Origin of the sequence: Aquisalimonas sp. 2447 (assembly GCF_012044895.1) — a bacterium.
Lineage (GTDB): Bacteria > Pseudomonadota > Gammaproteobacteria > Nitrococcales > Aquisalimonadaceae > Aquisalimonas.
On record NZ_CP050695.1, the window covers coordinates 717,374 to 735,061 of the forward strand.

General features: G+C 67.5%; 16 protein-coding genes. 8 read left to right on the top strand and 8 right to left on the bottom strand.

Translation table 11 applies throughout. The features are described from left to right. Positions 1 to 75 precede the first annotated feature (75 nt). A complete protein-coding gene (locus KU884_RS03285) occupies positions 76 to 1,365 on the top strand; it encodes a putative PEP-binding protein (RefSeq protein ID WP_167781284.1) in 1,290 nt (429 codons plus the stop codon). 26 nt (positions 1,366 to 1,391) lie between these two features. After that, complete coding sequence (locus KU884_RS03290) at positions 1,392 to 1,823, top strand: NUDIX hydrolase (protein WP_167781285.1); 432 nt, start codon at positions 1,392 to 1,394, stop codon at positions 1,821 to 1,823. A gap of 4 nt (positions 1,824 to 1,827) precedes the next feature. Here KU884_RS03290 and KU884_RS03295 read toward each other — a convergent pair whose 3' ends face one another. After that, positions 1,828 to 2,847: an alpha/beta hydrolase gene (locus KU884_RS03295; RefSeq protein WP_254432155.1), complete on the bottom strand. Its 1,020-nt coding sequence runs from the start codon at positions 2,845 to 2,847 to the stop codon at positions 1,828 to 1,830. Between the two features lie 122 nt (positions 2,848 to 2,969). Between KU884_RS03295 and KU884_RS03300 the strand changes: the two genes are divergently transcribed. From KU884_RS03300 to KU884_RS03320, 5 genes are all read left to right on the top strand, one after another. Beyond that, positions 2,970 to 3,743, top strand: coding sequence for a DUF1499 domain-containing protein (locus KU884_RS03300; protein WP_254432156.1), 774 nt, complete (start codon positions 2,970 to 2,972; stop codon positions 3,741 to 3,743). A gap of 49 nt (positions 3,744 to 3,792) precedes the next feature. Continuing rightward, entirely contained in the window at positions 3,793 to 4,590 is a 798-nt protein-coding gene (locus KU884_RS03305) for a metallophosphoesterase (RefSeq protein WP_167781286.1), read from the top strand. Positions 4,591 to 4,625: 35 nt separating this feature from the next. Continuing rightward, positions 4,626 to 4,931: an MTH1187 family thiamine-binding protein gene (locus KU884_RS03310; protein ID WP_167781287.1), complete on the top strand. Its 306-nt coding sequence runs from the start codon at positions 4,626 to 4,628 to the stop codon at positions 4,929 to 4,931. Then, the gene (locus KU884_RS03315; RefSeq protein WP_167781288.1) at positions 4,928 to 6,178 is read left to right on the top strand and encodes a DUF445 domain-containing protein; all 1,251 of its coding nucleotides are present in this window, start codon (positions 4,928 to 4,930) and stop codon (positions 6,176 to 6,178) included. The genes KU884_RS03310 and KU884_RS03315 overlap by 4 nt, the downstream gene beginning before the upstream one ends. Before the next feature lie 102 nt (positions 6,179 to 6,280). Next, positions 6,281 to 7,111 (top strand): ion transporter, encoded by an 831-nt coding sequence (locus KU884_RS03320; protein WP_167781289.1) that lies wholly within the window; start codon positions 6,281 to 6,283, stop codon positions 7,109 to 7,111. 30 nt (positions 7,112 to 7,141) lie between these two features. Here KU884_RS03320 and KU884_RS03325 read toward each other — a convergent pair whose 3' ends face one another. The 3 genes from KU884_RS03325 to KU884_RS03335 are packed head-to-tail and all read right to left on the bottom strand — an operon-like array spanning position 7,142 to position 9,799. After that, positions 7,142 to 8,074, bottom strand: coding sequence for a metal ABC transporter permease (locus KU884_RS03325; protein ID WP_167781290.1), 933 nt, complete (start codon positions 8,072 to 8,074; stop codon positions 7,142 to 7,144). After that, complete coding sequence (locus KU884_RS03330; protein ID WP_167781291.1) at positions 8,071 to 8,898, bottom strand: metal ABC transporter ATP-binding protein; 828 nt, start codon at positions 8,896 to 8,898, stop codon at positions 8,071 to 8,073. The genes KU884_RS03325 and KU884_RS03330 overlap by 4 nt, the downstream gene beginning before the upstream one ends. 4 nt (positions 8,899 to 8,902) lie before the next feature. Continuing rightward, entirely contained in the window at positions 8,903 to 9,799 is an 897-nt protein-coding gene (locus KU884_RS03335) for a metal ABC transporter solute-binding protein, Zn/Mn family (protein WP_167781292.1), read from the bottom strand. 199 nt (positions 9,800 to 9,998) lie between these two features. Here KU884_RS03335 and KU884_RS03340 point away from each other — a divergent pair, with 199 nt between their 5' ends. Further along, positions 9,999 to 10,949 carry a ring-cleaving dioxygenase gene (locus KU884_RS03340; RefSeq protein ID WP_167781293.1) on the top strand — a complete coding sequence of 317 codons (951 nt, stop codon included), beginning with the start codon at positions 9,999 to 10,001 and terminating at the stop codon, positions 10,947 to 10,949. Between the two features lie 171 nt (positions 10,950 to 11,120). Here the strand turns inward: KU884_RS03340 and KU884_RS03345 are convergent, their stop codons facing one another. From KU884_RS03345 to KU884_RS03360, 4 genes are all read right to left on the bottom strand, one after another. Then, positions 11,121 to 12,791, bottom strand: a complete 1,671-nt coding sequence (locus tag KU884_RS03345; protein ID WP_254432157.1) for a TolC family protein — start codon at positions 12,789 to 12,791, stop codon at positions 11,121 to 11,123. Then, positions 12,788 to 15,856 (bottom strand): efflux RND transporter permease subunit, encoded by a 3,069-nt coding sequence (locus tag KU884_RS03350; RefSeq protein WP_167781294.1) that lies wholly within the window; start codon positions 15,854 to 15,856, stop codon positions 12,788 to 12,790. The genes KU884_RS03345 and KU884_RS03350 overlap by 4 nt, the downstream gene beginning before the upstream one ends. Then, a complete protein-coding gene (locus tag KU884_RS03355; RefSeq protein ID WP_167781295.1) occupies positions 15,853 to 17,040 on the bottom strand; it encodes an efflux RND transporter periplasmic adaptor subunit in 1,188 nt (395 codons plus the stop codon). Before KU884_RS03355 ends, KU884_RS03350 begins: the two co-directional genes overlap by 4 nt. Before the next feature lie 84 nt (positions 17,041 to 17,124). Next, positions 17,125 to 17,589 carry a ProQ/FINO family protein gene (locus KU884_RS03360; RefSeq protein ID WP_167781296.1) on the bottom strand — a complete coding sequence of 155 codons (465 nt, stop codon included), beginning with the start codon at positions 17,587 to 17,589 and terminating at the stop codon, positions 17,125 to 17,127. Positions 17,590 to 17,688 lie beyond the last annotated feature (99 nt).

Sequence of the window (17,688 nt, forward strand, 5' to 3'; positions counted from 1 at the left end):
TACGTGCAGCCGCCGTGGCGGGCCCATGATGGATCCAGATGCCGCCCCTTCCGATACCTTGGCCAAGGATCGCTCATGACCGTTCAAGCCATGCCGTTCGTCCCCGGAGTTGCCGAGGGCCAGCTCAGCAAGGACCTTCATCGTGCCGGCGCCGACGAGTTGCTGCTGATCGACTATGCCGACGTCGAGCGCCTGAATGGCCGGCCGGCGGGGTTGCTGGTGGTGGGCGGGGCGCCGCTGTCTCACCCCATGAGTCAGCTCCAGGGGCTGGGCGTACCCACTGTGATCATCGGTCGCCGCCAGGCGGAGGAACTCCGGGTCGGTGAACGGCTCCGCGTCGATGGCGGTGACGGCCGCATTGAGCCGGCCAACGGGGCAAGCGCCCCTGATGACGGTCGCGCCCTGGGCCTGCGCCCGGGGCAGCCGGTGCGGACCGCCGACGGCGTGGCGGTGGAGCTGCGGGCGAGCATCACCGGCGAGCAGGGCGCCCGGGAGGCGCTGGATGTGGGGGCTGCCGGGGTGGGCATGGTGCGCACCGAGTACCTGACACCACTCCATGGGCAGCAGCCCGACGCGGCGTTCTACATCGACAGTATCGGTGCCATTTGCCGGGCCGCCGCACCGCTGCCGGTGACCCTGCGCCTGCTGGACATCTCGGTGGACAAGCGGCCGCCGTGGCTCGGTGAAATGGCAGGTATGGCGGGGCTGCTGGGCATGCAGGGATCACGGCTGTTCGGCGTGGAGCCGGTGCGAAGCGTTGTTCAGGCCCAGGCCGTGGCTATCGCCGAGCTGGCACAGGATCACGATATCCGCGTTCTCATCCCGTACGTCGCCAGCCCCGAAGAGTTCCGCCACTGGCATCACCAGCTCTCGGCCTGGTTGCCGGCGTCGGTGCCGGTGGGCATCATGGCGGAAACGCCGGCGGCGGCGCTGGCCATGCCGGAGTGGCGCCGACGGGCGGAGCTGGTGTCCGTCGGCTGCAATGACCTGATGCAGTGCCTGTTCGGTGCCGATCGCGACATCCCGGAGGTGGCCGGGTATCTGGACCCGTACTCGCCGCCCTTGCTGCGTTTCCTGCGGACCCTTGCGGAACTCGCCGGTACGGATCAGCAGGCCGTGCAGCTCTGCGGTTTGCTGCAGCAGCTTCCCGGCGTGCTGCCGTTGCTGCTGGGGCTGGGTTACCGCCGCTTTTCCATGGCGCCGCGGCTCATTCCCACGCTGGCGCGGGTGGTGCAGGCCACGGACACGGCGCAGGCGCGCCAGCAGGCTGCGGCGGTGTGTGCGGCGGAGAACTCCGAAGCCGTGCGCGACCTGCTGGGACTGGACGCGGACACCCGCCCGCCGCTGCCCTGGAGCCGGATCTGACCCGAACGCCCCGGAAAGGATGCGCCATGCCGGTACCGGAAACGCCGCTACTGACCGTTGACTGCCTCATTCGCCTGGACGGTGACCCGTACCGGGTGGTGCTGATTGAACGTCGCAATCCGCCCCACGGCCTGGCGCTGCCCGGTGGCTTCGTCGACCGCGGCGAGCGGGTGGAGAATGCGGCGCGCAGGGAGGCGCGTGAAGAAACGGGCCTGCAAGTCGAACTGCTCTGCCTGCTGGGGGTGTACTCCGATCCGGCCCGTGATCCGCGCGGGCATACGGTGAGCTGCGTCTACGTGGCCGATGCGCGCGGGAAACCGGTGGCCGCGGACGACGCCGTGGCCATCGCCATTGCGGACCCCCGCAGCCACGGTGAGCTCGCTTTTGACCACGCCACCATCCTCGGCGACTACCTGCGCTGGCTGACCTCCGGCGACGTGGCTCCGCTGCGGTACTAACCTTTCAGGCCCCGCGGCTGCAGAACAGGCCCAGACGACCGTCCAGATCCGTCTCCTCGCCGGAAGAGAGGTCGCCGGCGGGGTCCAGTGCCCAGTCACCGATGTCGCGCCGGACCACCTCGCCCTGCAGATCCCGGGTCAGCATGTGATAGCCCTCCGCGTAGAGTACCGCGCGCCACTGCTCGGGGTTCGGCAGCCGCTGAAACATGTTGCAGGTCGGGCGGCGGGGGATGATCTGGTCCTTTTCGCCGTAGAGGATCAGCGTGCGTCCACGGTGTTCCGGAATAGCGGCCTGGGCGTTGTCCATCAGATTGGCCAGACCCTCCAGGGCATCGGCCCGCGCACCCCGCTGGATCAGAGGGTCGCGGCCCAGGTTCCGGAGCATCTCGCGGTTGTCCGAGGGGCGGATTTCCAGGCCGCTGCCGGTGAGCTTGCGCTCCGGCGCCACCCGCGCGGCCAGCCACAAGCCGGCACGCTGGTACCAAGGCATGTGGCCGCGGCTCCATACCGCAGGTGCCAGCAGAATGGTGCCTTCCACGGGGAGCTCCGGGTGTCGCGCCTGGGTGACCAGGGTGACGGCGCCGCCCATGCTTTCCCCGGCCAGATACAGCGGCGTGTCGGGGTATTCGGCCCGCAGCAGATTGGCCATGATGGCCAGATCCGAGGTCAGAGGGTCTGTCCCCGCCCAGATACCGCGTTGCTCGGTGGCGCCGAAGCCGCGCTGGTCGTAGGCGTAGACGGAAATGCCGCGCTCGCGGAGATCCTCGCCCAGCACCGCCCAGCCGCGCCGGTAGTCATTGAAGCCGTGGACGCCCAGAATAATGGCCTCCGGCTCCCCGGTTTCCGCTCGCCAGCGGCTCACCGGAAGCCGCGTACCGTCGGGCATGGTCGCCACGCCAGGGTCCAATTGCGGCGGTTGCCCCGGCGGGTTGGTTTCCTGTTTGTGTGGCCCACAGGCCCCCAGTGCCAGCAGGAGCAGCGGAATCAGCAGGCGAGCGGCAGAGCGAGGAAGCATTGCATTCATGGTTCCGGTGATACCTGAGATGGTGCTGGATTTCCAGCCAAGGCATCACAGCGTCTTGGCCCGGCGCGGCGCAGGCGTGGATACTGACGTGATCGGCCTTGAGCGGCCCGTATGGAGTGGACATGACAATTGCGAATAAAGGTAAGGCTGCCGGCTCCTGGATGCGCTATCCCGTTGGCGTCGGCATAGCGCTGGGGGCGCTGGGTGGCCTGGCGGTGTTGTTGCCCGGCCCCTGGTATCAGCTCGGTTGGCTGGGGCTGGGGGCGGCGTTCACCATGCTTGAGATTGGTGGCTGGATGGGGGCGGCAGCCGCCGCCCTCGGTGCCGTGATGCTACTGGTGGCGCTTTTGATGCGGCAGCGGCCCTTTGTCATTGCCAGCGCGGTGGCCCTGGCAATGGGGGTGGCGACGGCCGCCTGGCCGTTGTACATGCAGCATCGTGCTGACGCGGTACCACCCATCCACGATATCACCACGGATACCCGCGACGTACCCGCCTTCCAGGCTCTGGCAGAGGAGCGCGAACAGGCACCCAACGCCGTGGAATACCCCGGCGAAGAGTTCGCCGCGCAGCAGCGCGAGGCGTATCCGGACCTGGAATCCCGTCATTACACGGCGTCCCTCGGGGAAGTGTTCGAAGCGGCCGAAGCTGCTGCGGCCTTGATGCAGTGGCAGGTGGTGGCCGCGGACCGGGATGCTGGCCGTATCGAGGCGGTGGCCGTTACACCGTGGTACGGCTTTCGGGATGATGTGGTGGTGCGCCTGCGTGCCGAGGATGGCGAGGTCACGGTGGACGTACGCTCTGCCTCGCGCATTGGCCGCAGCGACATCGGGGTCAATGCCGAGCGGATTCGCGAGTATCTTGCGACCCTGGATAATCAACTGGGCGGTTCCTGAACACCAACAACACTGGCGGGATTCCGCGAAACGGGAGGATCACGCGCACATGCGCCTTCAAGTTGTCAGTGATCTGCATAACGAAGTGCTGCGCCACGTCACCGGCGAGTCGCCGCCGGACCTGCCCGATGCCGGTGCCGATGTGCTGGTGCTGGGTGGTGATATCGACTGCGGCCGGCAGAGCGTGGAGTGGGCCGCGGAACAGACCCAGCGCCTGGGGATTCCCGCGGTGTTTGTCGCCGGCAATCACGAGTTCTACGGTAACCAGTATCCCCGGTTGATGGACGAACTGCGGGATGCGGCACTGGGGACGGGCGTGTATGTACTGGAGCGGGACTCGGTGGTGATCGGCGGCGTCCGCTTCCTCGGGGCGACGCTATGGACCGACTTTGCCGGGGATGGTCAGATTCCCGCCACCCAGGCCATGCCCGTGGCGGTCGAGCACATGCCGGACTACCGGCATATTCTGGTGGGTGAGGGGGATGATGCGCAGCCCCTGACGCCGGAGGCGACCCGGGAGTGCCATCGCGACACCCGGGAGTGGTTGTATCGGACCCTCTCGGCGGGCAGCAGTGAACCCGCGGTGGTGGTGACTCACGCGGCGCCGCTGATCGACTGCGCCCATCCCGAGTACTCCATGGACGAGATCGGCGCGGCATTCGTCAGCGACCTGCATCCCCTGCTGGCGGAGACGGCGCCTTCGCTGTGGATCCACGGCCACACCCACGCCAACACTGACCTGTACCATTGCGGTGTGCGCGTGATCAGCAACCAGCGCGGTTACCCTAACGAACAGGTGCCGGGCAAGCCCTTTGACCCGGCCTGCGTCATCGAGGTACGCGGCTGACGGAGGGGCGGGAGACGAGTACGGAGGACATCACCATGCACGTGCATCTGGAACTCTGTGTCATTCCCATCGGCAGCGGCACTTCCCTGGGCGAATATATCGCCGCCTGTCAGGAGGAACTGGAAGCCGCCGGCCTGGCCACCGAACTGCATGCCTACGGCACCAATGTCGAAGGCGAGTGGGATACCGTGTTCGCCGCGGTGAAGCGCTGCCATGAGCGGTTGCATGCCAAGGGCGCACCGCGGCTGTTCACCAGCATCAAGGTGGGCACGCGCACCGACCGGCAGCAGAGCCTCGACGACAAGGTGGCCAGCGTCCGCCAGCAGCGGTCCGGTGGATGACCCTGGCGCAGGAGGATGACCAGCAGCGCGACGCCCTGCGGCGTCACCGGCGTGTGGCAACGGCATCTCTGGTGGGCGCCGGTGCGGTGTACTTCGGCACCCAGTTCGTGGACGATCCGGGGTACTGGTGGTTGCTGGTCCGCTCCGGTGCGGAGGCGGGGTTGATCGGCGGCGTTGCCGACTGGTTTGCGGTGACGGCGCTGTTTCGCCGCCCCCTGGGGTTGCCGATACCGCATACGGCCATCGTGCCGCGGAACAAGGACCGCTTGGGCCGCGGACTGGGCCGCTTCGTCTCGCGCCATTTCCTGGATCAGGAGGTGGTCCTGGCGCGGCTGCATCAGGCCGACCCCTCCCTGCATCTGGGGGGCTGGCTGGCGCGCCGGGACAATGCCGCACTGGTGGCGGATCGCATGCTGGTGCTTGCGCCTGATGTGATCAACGCCTTCCAGGACCGGGAGGTGCGCGGCTTCTACCGGGACGTGCTGGCAACCCATGTGCGGCGCCTGGACCTGGTGCCGGTGCTGGACCGGCTGCTGCAGGTGTTTCTGGCCAGTCGCGAGCACGAGCAGCTGTTCGATCGCGGTCTGCTGGTGGCGCGCCAGGCGCTACGGCGTAATCAGGATGCCATTCGCGAGCAGGTCAGTGCCCGCAGTCGCTGGTGGGTGCCGCGGCGTTTCGACCGCCGGCTCGCCGACGAGATCATCGACGGGGTGGACGAGTGGCTGGGCGAGATGGCCGAGCACGACCATCCGGTGCGCCAGGATTTCGAACGATGGGTGCACGAGTTCAGCGAACAACTGCGGGACTCCGGGGCCCTCCGCGCGCGGCTGGATCACCTGCGTGACCAGGTCCTCGCCAGCGACGAGCTGCAGGACATGCTGGAGACCCTGTGGGAGGATCTGCGCGGCGCGCTGCTGGAGGGCGTGACCGGTGAGGGCTCCGGTTTCCGTGAATCCCTGATCCGCAGCCTGCAGCAGTTCGGCGAGACGCTGCAGACGGATCCGCAGGCCCGCGCCCGCCTGGACGAACGCCTGGAAGCCCTGCTGCGGGAGCTGGTGCTGCCGTTCCGCGACAGCATCGGCACCTTCATCGCCGACGTGGTGGACGACTGGCCCAGCGACAGCCTGGTGAATCGCCTGGAGCTGGCCGTCGGGCGTGACCTCCAGTACATCCGCATCAACGGCACGCTGGTGGGGGCGCTGGTGGGCATGGTGCTGTTCTTGGTCACCACGGCCGTATTCGGCTGATAGAACCGTTGCTTCCCGAAAAGTGGCGAACGCTTATACTGACGGCCTTTCGTGCCCAACCGGCCCGGATCACGGACAATCGTCCCAAAGTCGAGTCTCTCTATGGAACAAGCAGCGGCCCCCGGCCTGCGGCAGCGTGTCGGGAACTGGGTGGAAAGCCGCCCGGTGCAGAACTTCATCATCGTGCTGATCTGCTTCAACGCGATTACGTTGGGGCTGGAGACCTTCGACGTCATCCAGCGTCATGCGGGCACAGCGCTCTTGATCACCGAGCGGGTGGTGCTCACGATCTTCGTCATCGAGATCGCGCTGAAGCTGTTCGCCTTCGACTACCGGTTCTTCAAGGAAGGCTGGAACGTCTTCGACTTCTTCATCGTGGCCATCTCGCTGATGCCGGACACGGGGCCCTTCTCGGTGCTGCGGGCGCTGCGCATCCTGCGTGTGCTGCGCCTGGTGGCGAAGGTCGGGCGGCTGCGCATGATCGTGGAGTCACTGCTGAAGGCGATTCCCAGCATCGGCTGGATCGCCTTTTTGCTGGGGCTGGTGTTCTACATCTTCGGCGTCATGGGCACCAAGCTGTTCGGCGAGAGTTTCCCGGAAGACTTCGGCCATCTGGGGCTGACCCTGTTCTCGCTGTTCCAGGTAATGACCCTGGAGAGCTGGTCGGAGGAGATCGCCCGGCCGGTGATGGAAGTCTACCCGTTGGCCTGGCTCTATTTCGTGGTCTTCATCCTGCTGTCGGCGTTCACGGTGCTCAACCTGTTCATCGGTATCATCGTCAACACCATGCAGGAGCGGCACATGGAGGAGGCGGACGCCAAGCATCAGCAAACCGAGGCCAAGGCCCACGAGGAGCGCGAGCGCATGCTGCGCCTGATCGAGGAGCTTCATGCCAAGGTGGAGCGCCTGGAGAACAAGCTGGACCGACGCTGACAGCGCAACACTGTCCGCGTCGCCGGCCGTTCACGCCCGTCGGATGGCGGCATTGCGGAACCAGCGCCGCAGCAGGCCGTGACGGGGCGAGAGTATCAGCGCCAGCAGGAACAGGACCGATGCCACGATGACGATGCTGCCGCCGGAGGCGAAATTGAAGTAGAACGCCAGATACAGCCCGACGATGGCAGAGAACACGCCAACGCCGATGGCAATGGCCAGCATCGCCGGCAACCGGTCGGTGAGCAGATGCGCCGTGGCCCCCGGGGTTGCCAGCATGGCCACCACCAGGATGATGCCCACTGTCTCCAGGCTGGCCACGATGGTCAGGGTGAGCAGCAGGATCAGCCCGTAGTGGATCAGCCCTGAGTTGAACCCCAGTGCACGGGTCTGCACCGGATCGAAGGTATACAGCAGAAACGGTTTGTAGCACAGCACCACGGCCACCACGGCGATGACGCCGGCGATCATGGTCAGTAGCAGGTTCACCGGCTGCACGCCCAGAACGTTGCCGAACAGGATGTGCATCAGGTGGGTGCTGGTGGCGATCTGGCTGATGATCACCACGCCGATGGCGAAGGCGGCGGTGAACATCACGCCCATGGCGGCATCGGCCTTCAGCCGCGTGTGCCGCTCCAGCGCCCCAATCCCCAGTGAGGTCAGTGCGCCGGTGATGAACGCGCCGATGAAGAACGGCCAGCCCAGCAGGTAGGCAATGGCCACCCCCGGCAGCACGGCGTGGGAGATGGCATCACCGAGCAGGGACCAGCGCTTGAGCACGATGAAACACGACAGCATGCCGCAGGTCGCGCCCACCACCACCGCTGTCAGCAGGGCGCGCTGCATGAACGCGTACTGGAACGGGCCGGAGATGGTTTCCGGCAGCAGGTCGATCACGCCCATGAGCCCGCCCAGGAGGACGTCGACGATGGCGCGGCTGATGGCGTCCAGGGCTTCCGTCATTGCGCCTGCAGGTCCTCTGTCTCGGCGGCGGGCTTGCGGTCAAGCCAGTTGGCCGCCGCGGTGCGGGTCAGCATGTCGTCCTGGAGCATCTCCGCAGGCGGACCGATACCAATGAGTGAGCGGTTCAGCAACAGCACCTGATCGGCGTACTTCAGGGTGTTCACCAGGTCATGGGTGACCATGACGATGGTCTGCCCCTGCTGGCGCTGGCGCAGCAGCACGTCCAGGATCAGGCGCCGGCTGTCCTTGTCCAGCCCAACCAGGGGTTCATCCAGCAGCACCAGCGGCGCCTGCTGGGCCAGCATCCGGGCAAGCAGCACCCGTTTCTTCTGGCCGCCGGAGAGCTGGCCGATGGGGCGGCGCGCCAGGTGCTCCATGCGCACCTCTTCCAGTGCCTGACGGCAGATGGCATGGTGACGCCGGTGGCTGAGTCGGGGCGGCAGGAAGCGCCGCGCCAGGGAGTCCTGGCGCATGTGGCCGTAACGGCCGGTCATCACCGTGTCCCATACCGACGCGGGAAAGTCCCACTCCAGGTTCTCGTGCTGGGGCATGTAGGCGACCTGGCTCTGGCGGCGGCACACGTCCGGGTCGTCGCCGAACAGCTGCATCCGCCCGGTCACCGGTGTCAGTGATCCGGCGAGAAGGTTGAGTAGCGTCGTCTTGCCGGAGCCGTTGGGACCGATCACGGCGTGCCATTGGCCGGTTTCCAGCTGAAAGCTGACGTTATCCAGCACCGGCGCGCCGTCGTACGCCGCGGTCAGTCCGCGTACGGCCACGGCGTGGGCATCATCGGCGTGTCGGCTGTGAACGGCGTGCAGGCTCATGGGCTCAGGGTGCCAGTTTGTCGACCAGCATGCGCGCGTTGTAGCGCATCATGGCGGTATAGGTGCCGGCGTCGCCATCCGGTGCGCTCAGGGAGTCCACGTACAGGGGGCCATGGTAGGGAATTCCCGTATCCCCGGAGATGCCGCGGACGTGGCGGTCGGAGATGGTGCTCTCCCAGAACAGGGAGCGGGGCTGGCGCTCGCGGATGAAGTCGGTGACCTCCGCGACCTGTCGCGGTGTACCTTCCTCTTCGGAGTTCGTGCCCCAGATCCCGGTGTGTTCAAAGCCGTAGGCATCGGCGAAGTACAGGAACGCGGCTTCGCTGGTCACCAGTGTCCGATCGTCCTCGGGAATCGCCTTCAGCGTCTCCGTGAGTTCTTGGTGCAGTGCCTTCAGGTCGGCTTCCAGCGCATCGGCGCGTTCATGGAAGGCATCGGCCTTTTCCGGCACCAGCTCCGCCAGGGCCTCCGCCATCACGCGCGCATAGGCGGCGGCTGCCCGGGGATCCATCCACAGGTGCGGATCCGGGGCGCCTTCCATATCCCCGGTGACGATGGGCAGAGTGCTCCACTCGCTGCGCTGGGCCACGGCCAGAATCGGGGTGTCGCCCCCCGTGGTGGCGCGCACCTGTCCCATCCACTGCTCCAGGTTGTAGCCGTTGTAGAAAACGATGTCGGCGTCTTCCAGCGCCGCGAAGTTGCGGGCCGTGAGCTCCCACTCGTGGACCTCGGCGCCCACCGGCGTCAGGGATGTCACCTGGGCATCCTCACCGGCAATATCCCGGGCCAGGTCGGCGAGGACGGAAAAGGTGACCGCGACCCGCGGGCGATCGTCGCCAACGACTGCGGCGGGCGAGAGGGCAATGGTCAGGGCGAGCAGGACCAGGACCGGCAATCGCATGGTGTACTCCCGTACTGTTAGATTGAGTCTAATTCTCAGTTATTATGGCAGGCGCGACCGGGTTCAAGTCAATTGGAAAGCCGCGGCGCGCAAAATGCTGTGCTGGTTCGGTACGCCCGTGTACGTGACAATGCAGTTCGATCGATGACGATGCGAGGCTCAGGTCTGGCTCGCGTCAGTACACCCAACGGAGGACGCCATGCAGCTCAAGGGGATTCACCATCTCACCGCGGTCACCGCGGATGCTCCAGGTAATTACGCCTTCTACACGGATACCCTGGGGCTGCGCCTGGTGAAGAAGACCGTGAACCAGGACCAGACCGAGGCCTATCACCTGTTCTACGCGGACGCCGTGGGTTCTCCGGGGACGGACATCACCTTCTTCGACTTCCCGGCGCCGCCGGAGCAGCGCGGCAGTCAGAGCATCAGCAACACGGCATTCCGGGTGGCCGGTGCCGAGACTCTGCAATGGTGGCAGCAACGTTTCGATGAGCGGGGTGTGCGCCACGGCGGCGTCCAGGAGCGCGACGGCCGGCTGACCCTGGATTTCGAGGATCCCGAGGGCCAGCGCCTGAGCCTGGTGGACGACGGTGGTGCCGGCGAGGCCCACTCCTGGGATCGCAGCCCGGTGCCCGCCGAGCACCAGATCCGCGGGCTCGGCCCCATTACCATCAGCGTTCGCCAGCGGGAGCCCACCGAGGCGGTGCTGACACGGCTGCTGGGCATGGAGCACGCGCGCAGCTATGACCACGACGGCACCGAAATGCTGGTGTTCAGCATGGGCGACGGCGGTGCGGGGGCGGAACTGCATGTGGCCGTGCAGCCCGGGGTGCCGTCGGCGCAGCCCGGTGCCGGCGGTGTGCACCACGTGGCCTTCCGCGTGGACGATGCCGAATACCAGGCCTGGGCCGAGCACCTCAAGGACGTCCGCATGCCCAACAGCGGCCCGGTGGACCGCTACTACTTCCGCAGCCTTTATTTCCGCGAGCCCAACGGCATTCTCATGGAACTGGCGACGGACGGCCCGGGTTTCGACGCCGATGAGCCTCTGGACAGTCTGGGCGAATCCCTGGCCCTGCCGCCGTTTCTGGAGCCACAGCGGGCGCAGATCGAGGCGCGGCTCAAGCCGCTGGAGACGGGCGCGAACTGACGGTCAACGCCGGATCAGGAGTAGCCGCACGTAGGGTGCATCTTGATGCACCACGGCAGCCTCGGATCAAGCCGCCTTGGCCGGCATGTTCCGGAAGGTGCATCAAGATGCACCCTACTGAGGTCAGAAGGTGTCGGGCGCCGGCGTGGGCGGACGTTCAGGTCCGCCGGCTCAAAGCACCACCTCCTCGTCCCCCGGCATGGCGATGCCGCGGCGCAGGAGCAGGGTACCGCTCTGGCGGTGCAGTTCGGTGACCGCCTGGCGCCAGGAGGCGGCGGCGTCGATCTCTTCCAGTCGGCTCTCCAGCAAATCCCGCTGCGCCTGGGCGACCACGATGGCCGTGGTCTGGCCCACCTCGAAGCGGGCCTGTTCGGCGCGCAGTACTTCCTCCTGCAGGCGCCGGGTCACTGCCACCGCGTCCACCTGCTCGCGGGTGCGCTCCACTTCCAGCCAGGCGTTACGGACGTCCAGATCCACCATCTGGCGCATGTTGGCCACCGCCTGCACGGCCTGATCGCGGTTGAAACCGGCCCGGTCGCTGCGGGCCTGTTCGGCGCGGCGGAACAGGGGCATCTCCGCCTGGATACCGGCCTGGAAATCGTAGCCAGGGCCGTCCAGATCCCGCCAGGAGCTGCCGAAACTGTCGGCATAGCCGGTCTTGCCCAGGGTGACGAAGAAATCCAGCCGCGGCAGCATGCCATCCCGGGTGCGCACCACTTCCAGCTCGCCACGACGGATGCGCAAACGCGCCTCGTTGATATCCGGGCGCAGACTGCGGCCGAGTAGAACGTGCTCGCCCACCTCGCCCAGAGGCAGATCCAGCACCTCTGGCTCGTCCAGGGTATCGATGGCCGTCTCCCAGCTGGCGCCCGGCGGGTTCATCAGTCGCAACAGGCCCAGCCGGTTACTCTCGCGCCGGTTGCGGGCGTCGATGAGCCCCTGGCGGCGCAGGGCCACCTCGGCCTGCGCCGCGGCTTCGTCGGTCTCGGGGCGATCCCCCACCTGGATGCGGCGCCGGGTCTCGTCCAGCTGCTGCTCGGCCACGTCCAGGGCCTCGCTGAAGATGCGCACCCGTTCACCGGCGAGCACGTAGTCCCAGTAGGCGGCTTCGACTTCTGCGACCAGCGCTTCCGCGAAGCCGCGCAGTTCATAGACGCTGGCCAGGGTGTCGATTTCGGCCTGCCGCAGGCTGGCCAGGTTGGAATCGATGCGGCCGCCGCGGAGCAGGGCCTGGGTGAGGGTGACACCGGCGCGTGCCGCATACTGCTCATCGACGCCGGAGCGATCGGAACGGTCACTGCGCACGGACATTTCCAGTGACGTTCCAGTGGGCAACTGCTGGCGCAGGCCGCCCTGGATGCGTTCGGTTTCGGTGCGCCGCTCCTGTGCCGCCGCATCCAGTTCCTGGAACTGCTGCACCACGCGATCCCGTCCGATGCTCAGTTCACCGAAAATCACGGGATCGAACTCGGCCCGCTCCACCGCCTCGAAGGTGCCCTGGATGGCGGGCTGGAGCTGTTCCGTGGCCAGCGAGCGGTTGTGCTGCAGGGCCAGGAACACGGCATCCTCGACGGCGACCTCCAGGGGCAGATCGTCCACCGGTTCCGGTCCGGTCCAGTCCATGGGCAGTTCCAGGTCCAGCTCGGCGGCGTGGCGCTCGCGGCCTTCGCCCTCCAGCTCCAGTCCATCGGCGCGGGCGGGATCGCCGGGTGACCCGGGGTCCACGGCCCGGGTTTCGACCTGCTCCAGGCCGGCATCGCCGGGCATGTCCGCTGCCAGCGTCGGCAGGAGCAATCCGGTGGCGAGCAATGCCGACAGAGCGGCGCTGATGCTGCGTGTCATGTGGTGCGGTCCCGGTGGAAGAGGGTGTAAAGCACGGGTATCACGAACAGGGCGATGGCCGTGGAGCTGAACAGCCCGCCGATCACCGCCCGCGCCATGGGCGCCTGCGCCTCGCCGCCCTCACCGAGCCCCAGCGCCAGGGGCAGCAGGGCGAGAATGGTGGTCAGCGAGGTCATCAGGATCGGCCGCAATCGCCGGCGGGCGGCCTCGCGGACTGCCGCGCCCACCTGCAGGCCGTCACCGGTGCGCAGCCGCCCGCTCTGGTCCACCAGCAGGATGGCGTTGTTCACGGCAATGCCCACCAGCATGATACAGCCGATCAGGGACTGCGTGTTCAGGGTGGTGCCGGTGGCCAGCAGCAGGCCCACCACACCAATGGCGGCCATGGGTACGGCGCCCATGACGATCAGCGGGTCGCGGAAGGATTCATACAAGCTGGCAAGGACCATGTAGACCAGCGCTATTGCCAGCAGCATGGTCACCCCGAGTTCCGAGAATGCCGCCTGCTGTTCCTCGTAGTCGCCGGCGAAGGTGATGTCCACGCCGCGGGGGAGGGGCATGTCCGCCAGGGCCTCACGGGCATCGGCGACCACCGAGCCCAGATCCCGCCCGGCGATGTTGGCGGAGACGGTGTTCAGCCGCTGCTGCTCCTTGCGAAAGATTTGTATGGGTCCTTCCGCAGTCTCCAGCGTGACCACGTTGCGCAGTGCGATGGCGCCCCCGTCCGGGCCGGGGATGGTGAATGCCAGCAGGTCGTCGGTACTCATCGCCCGGGCGTCCCGGAGTTGCACGCGAATGGGGTGCTCGCTGCCGGCGTCGCGGAACTGGCCGGTGATGCTGCCGCCCAGTGCGGTCTGTATGGTCCGCGCCACCCGGCCAACGCTGAGTCCCAGGTCGGCGGCGCGGTCGCGGTCCACGCGCACCAGTTCCTGGGGGGTGCCGTCCTCCCGTGCCAGGCTGATGTCGGTGATCCCCGGCACACCCTCCAGCCGGTCCGCCACCTGATCGGCGACGGCGTCCAGTGTCTCCAGGTCGAAGCCCTGCACGTCGATGGCGAGTTGCTCGTCGTCGCCGGTACCCAGCCGTCGAAAGACCATGCTCTGCCGAGCGCGGACCCTGAGGGTTGCTCCCGCGGTCTGGCCAAGGTCCTGGCGTAGCTCCCTGGCGATCTCGTCGCTGCTGCGGTCGCGCTCCGAGGCGGGCACCAGGCTCATGCGAATGTCCGCCCGCGCCGGCGAACTGGCCCGGAACGTGGATGAACCCACGCTGACCACAGAACTCGCCAGTTCCGGCACGGTGTCGGCAATCACCGCCTCGGCCCGGCGGACCTCCTCGTCGATGAGTTCCAGCCGTGTGCCCGGCTCCATCTCGTAGGTGACGCGGACCTGGCCGTCGTCGGTCTCCGGCATGAACTCGGTTCCCAGCCGCGGCACCATGGCCAGGGCCGCCACGAACAGGATCACTGCTCCCAGAAGCACGGCGGCGCGGTTGCCCAGCACCCACTCCAGCAAGCGCAGATAACCACGTTCCATGCCGGCGACCAGGTTGCCGGCACCGCGTGCCAGGGGGGCGAACATTGCCGGGGCCGTGGCGCGCTCGACGCTGGGCCGGGCCATGAGCATGGGCACCAGGGTCAGCGCCACCACCAGCGAGCAGAACAGGGCGAACGCCACCACGTAGGCGAGCTGACGGAACAGCACACCCGCCAGCTCCTGGGCGAAGAACATGGGCAGGAAAATGGCCAGGGTGGTGAGGGTACTGGCGATGATGGCCGCGCTCACGTCGCCGGTGCCGGCCACCGCCGCGGCCCGCTGTTCCTCGCCTAGATCCCGCCGTCGTCGGGTGATGTTCTCGATGACCACGATGGCGTTGTCCACCATCAGGCCGACACCCAGGGCGAGACCGCCCAGGGTCATGAGATTGAGGGTGAAGCCGCCGAAGTAGATCAGCGCGAAGGTGGTGATCACCGACACCGGGATGGCGGTGGCGGCCACCAGGGTCGACGGGATGTTGCGCAGGAAGAAAAGCAGCACCAGCACCGCCAGGCTGCCGCCGTAGAGAATGGAACGGGAGACGTTGTTGATGGACCGCTGGATGAACTGGGCATTGTCCACCGCCGGCACGATCTGCAGCTGCGGGTAGTCCCGGCTGAGGCGCTCGATTTCGGCGTTGACGTTGCGGGCCACGTCCACGGTGTTGGCGTCGGACTGCTTGCGCACCGCCAGCCGCAGCCCCGGCTCGCCGTTGATGCGGATGATGCGCGTGACGCGCTGATGGGTGTCGCGGACCTCGGCGACCTGACCCACCGTGACCGGTGCACCGTCCCGGACGTCGATCACCGTGGCGCCGATCTCCTCGGTGTCGCGGAACTCCCCCGGCGTGCGGATGCGGATCTCGAAGCGGCCCTGCATGATGTCGCCGCCGGGCACGATGACGTTGGCCTCGCGCACGGCATCGCGGACCTGCTCCAGGTCCAAACCCAGCGCCTGCAGGCGGTCCGGGTCCACCTCGATGCGGAGCTCGCGCTCCAGCCCGCCCCAGACGTCCACGGCGGCGACACCGCTCTGGCGCTCCAGTCGCGGGCGAATACGGTCGTCCACCAGTTGCCGCAGTTCGATGGGATCCAGTGGCGCCGCGACCCCGACCAGCAGAATGGGAGTGTCAGCGGCGTCGAACTTGCGCACCCGGGGCCGGTCGGCATCGTCCGGCAGATCGTTGACGATGCGGTCCAGCCGGTCGCGGATGTCGTTGGAGGCTTCCTCCAGGTTGGTCCCCCAGCCGAAGGCGATGCGGACGTTGCTGCTGCCCTCGGTGGAGGTGGAGCTGATCTCCTCGACGCCGGGCACCGCGGCCACCGCCTCCTCAACGGGGCGGGTCAGCAGCTCTTCCACCTCTTCCGGGCCGGCGTTGGTATAAGTGGTGCTGACGGTGATGGTGGGGTAGGTGATGTCCGGCAGCAGGTCGATGGGCAGGCGCATCAGCGCCAGCAGGCCAATGGTCACCGCGATCAGGGTGACCATCAGGGTGAGAACGGGGCGCTGGACCGTGAAGCCGGCGGCGTTCACGGCGTGTGCTCCGCCACCTCGGCCGGGTCTTCGGCCACCTGGATCGGTGTACCGTCAGTGAGCAGGTGGCGCCCCAGGGTAATGACCCGACCGTCCAGGTCCGGCTCGCGGATCTCCACCCAGCCTTCGTCCCGCACCCCCACCGTCACCGGCGTGAAGCGGGCTTGCTTGCGCTCCTCGCCGTCAGCCACCAGGAAGACGCCGCGTTGTCCGTCACGCTCCAGCAGCGCGTCGGTGGGCACTGCGCGCGCATTCTCGCGGCTGCCGGCGATGACCCGGGCGTCGACGAACATGCCCGGCCGCAGCCGCAGCTCCGGGTTCGGTACTTCGATTTCCACCCGTGCCTGGCGGGAGTCCTCCCGGAATACCGGGGCCACTCGGGCCACGCGGCCCTCGAAGGTCTCGCCCGGGTGGGCATCGGTGCGCAGGCTCACGGCCTGGCCGGGTTGCAGCCGCCCATAGTCCCGCTCAGTAACGAACACCACGCCCCGCAGCGGCTCCAGGTCAACCAGCGTAAGGATGGTGTTGTTGGCCTGGATCAGCGAGCCCGGGTCGGCCAGACGTTCCGCCACCAGTTGTACGCCGCCGTCCATGCCGCGGCCGGCCCTGATGCGGGTATAGCTCAGCCGGATCTCCGCCGAGCGCACCGCCGCCTCGCGCTGGGTCACCTGGGCGCGGGCGAGTTCAAGTCGCGCCCGCTCGGCGCTGACTTCGGTCTCCGCCGCCTCCAGTTCCGCTGCCGACGCCACCCGCTGCTCGCGCAGTTCGCGGGTCCGGCGCAGGCGTCGTTCGGCGGCCTCCAGGGACGCCCGCGCCTCATTGACGCTGGCTTCGGCGACCATCAGCTCCGCCCGGGTCTGGGCCAGCTCCTGGCGGAACTCCTCGTCGTCGAGCTCAGCCAGCAGATCCCCCGGCTCCACCGTGTCGCCCAGGTCCACGTGCAGACGGTCCAGGCGTCCGGTCACCCGCGGTGCGATGTTCACCCGCGTCGCCGCCACCAGGGAGCCGCTGAATCGAACCCGTTCCAGCAGATCCCGCCGTTCCAGCGCGACTGCCTCCACCGGCACGGCGCGCGATTCGGCCCGGCCGGGCCCGGCGGTCTCGTCTTCCGCCGTCCAGAAGATCGCGCCGCCGAGCATCAGGCCAAGGATGGCCACAACGAAGAGAGGAACGTACTGTCGCATGGGGTGTCCAGGATGGGGCGCGAGGGGCACGTCGACCGGCCGGTTACGCCGATATGGACCACCGTCGGTGCGCGGTGTTCCGCATCAGGTATTGAACTTCCGCGCCAGCTCTTCCATTTTCTGCTGCTTGCGCTCTTCCGCTGAAGGCCTGCGTGGCTTCTGCGGCTTCTTCGCCTGTTTGCGTCGCTCCGCCCGCCGTTGCTTGTGCTCTTCCCGGCGTTCGGTGGCGTAGGTCACGGCTTCGTCCGTGATCTCCCCCGCCTGGGTGCCGTCCAGATTGATGCGGGGCTTGCGGGCAATGGTGGCGTCCAGGTAGGCCGGTGCCCGCGTGTACAGGGCCAGGGCCTGGCGCACCAGCCACGCGGGGGTGTCCTTGAGGTCGTCATGATTGCCAACGGCCTCACGCACCTGCTGCTGGATGCCGATGGCAAGCGGGCGCATGTTCTCCCGGTCCTTGGTGAAACAGTCGGGGAAGTGCTCGATGAGCTGATCGAGAAATGCACGGGTGCGCTCGGCGCGCTGACGCTTCTGGTTCTGCGTGGTTGCCATAATCCTTCCTGTTCGGTCCCCGCCCGGGGCAGTATGGGCTGGTGCCCGGCGTCGTTCATTGCCTGTTCGACGCCATCGTAGCCGAACAGGAGGCGCATG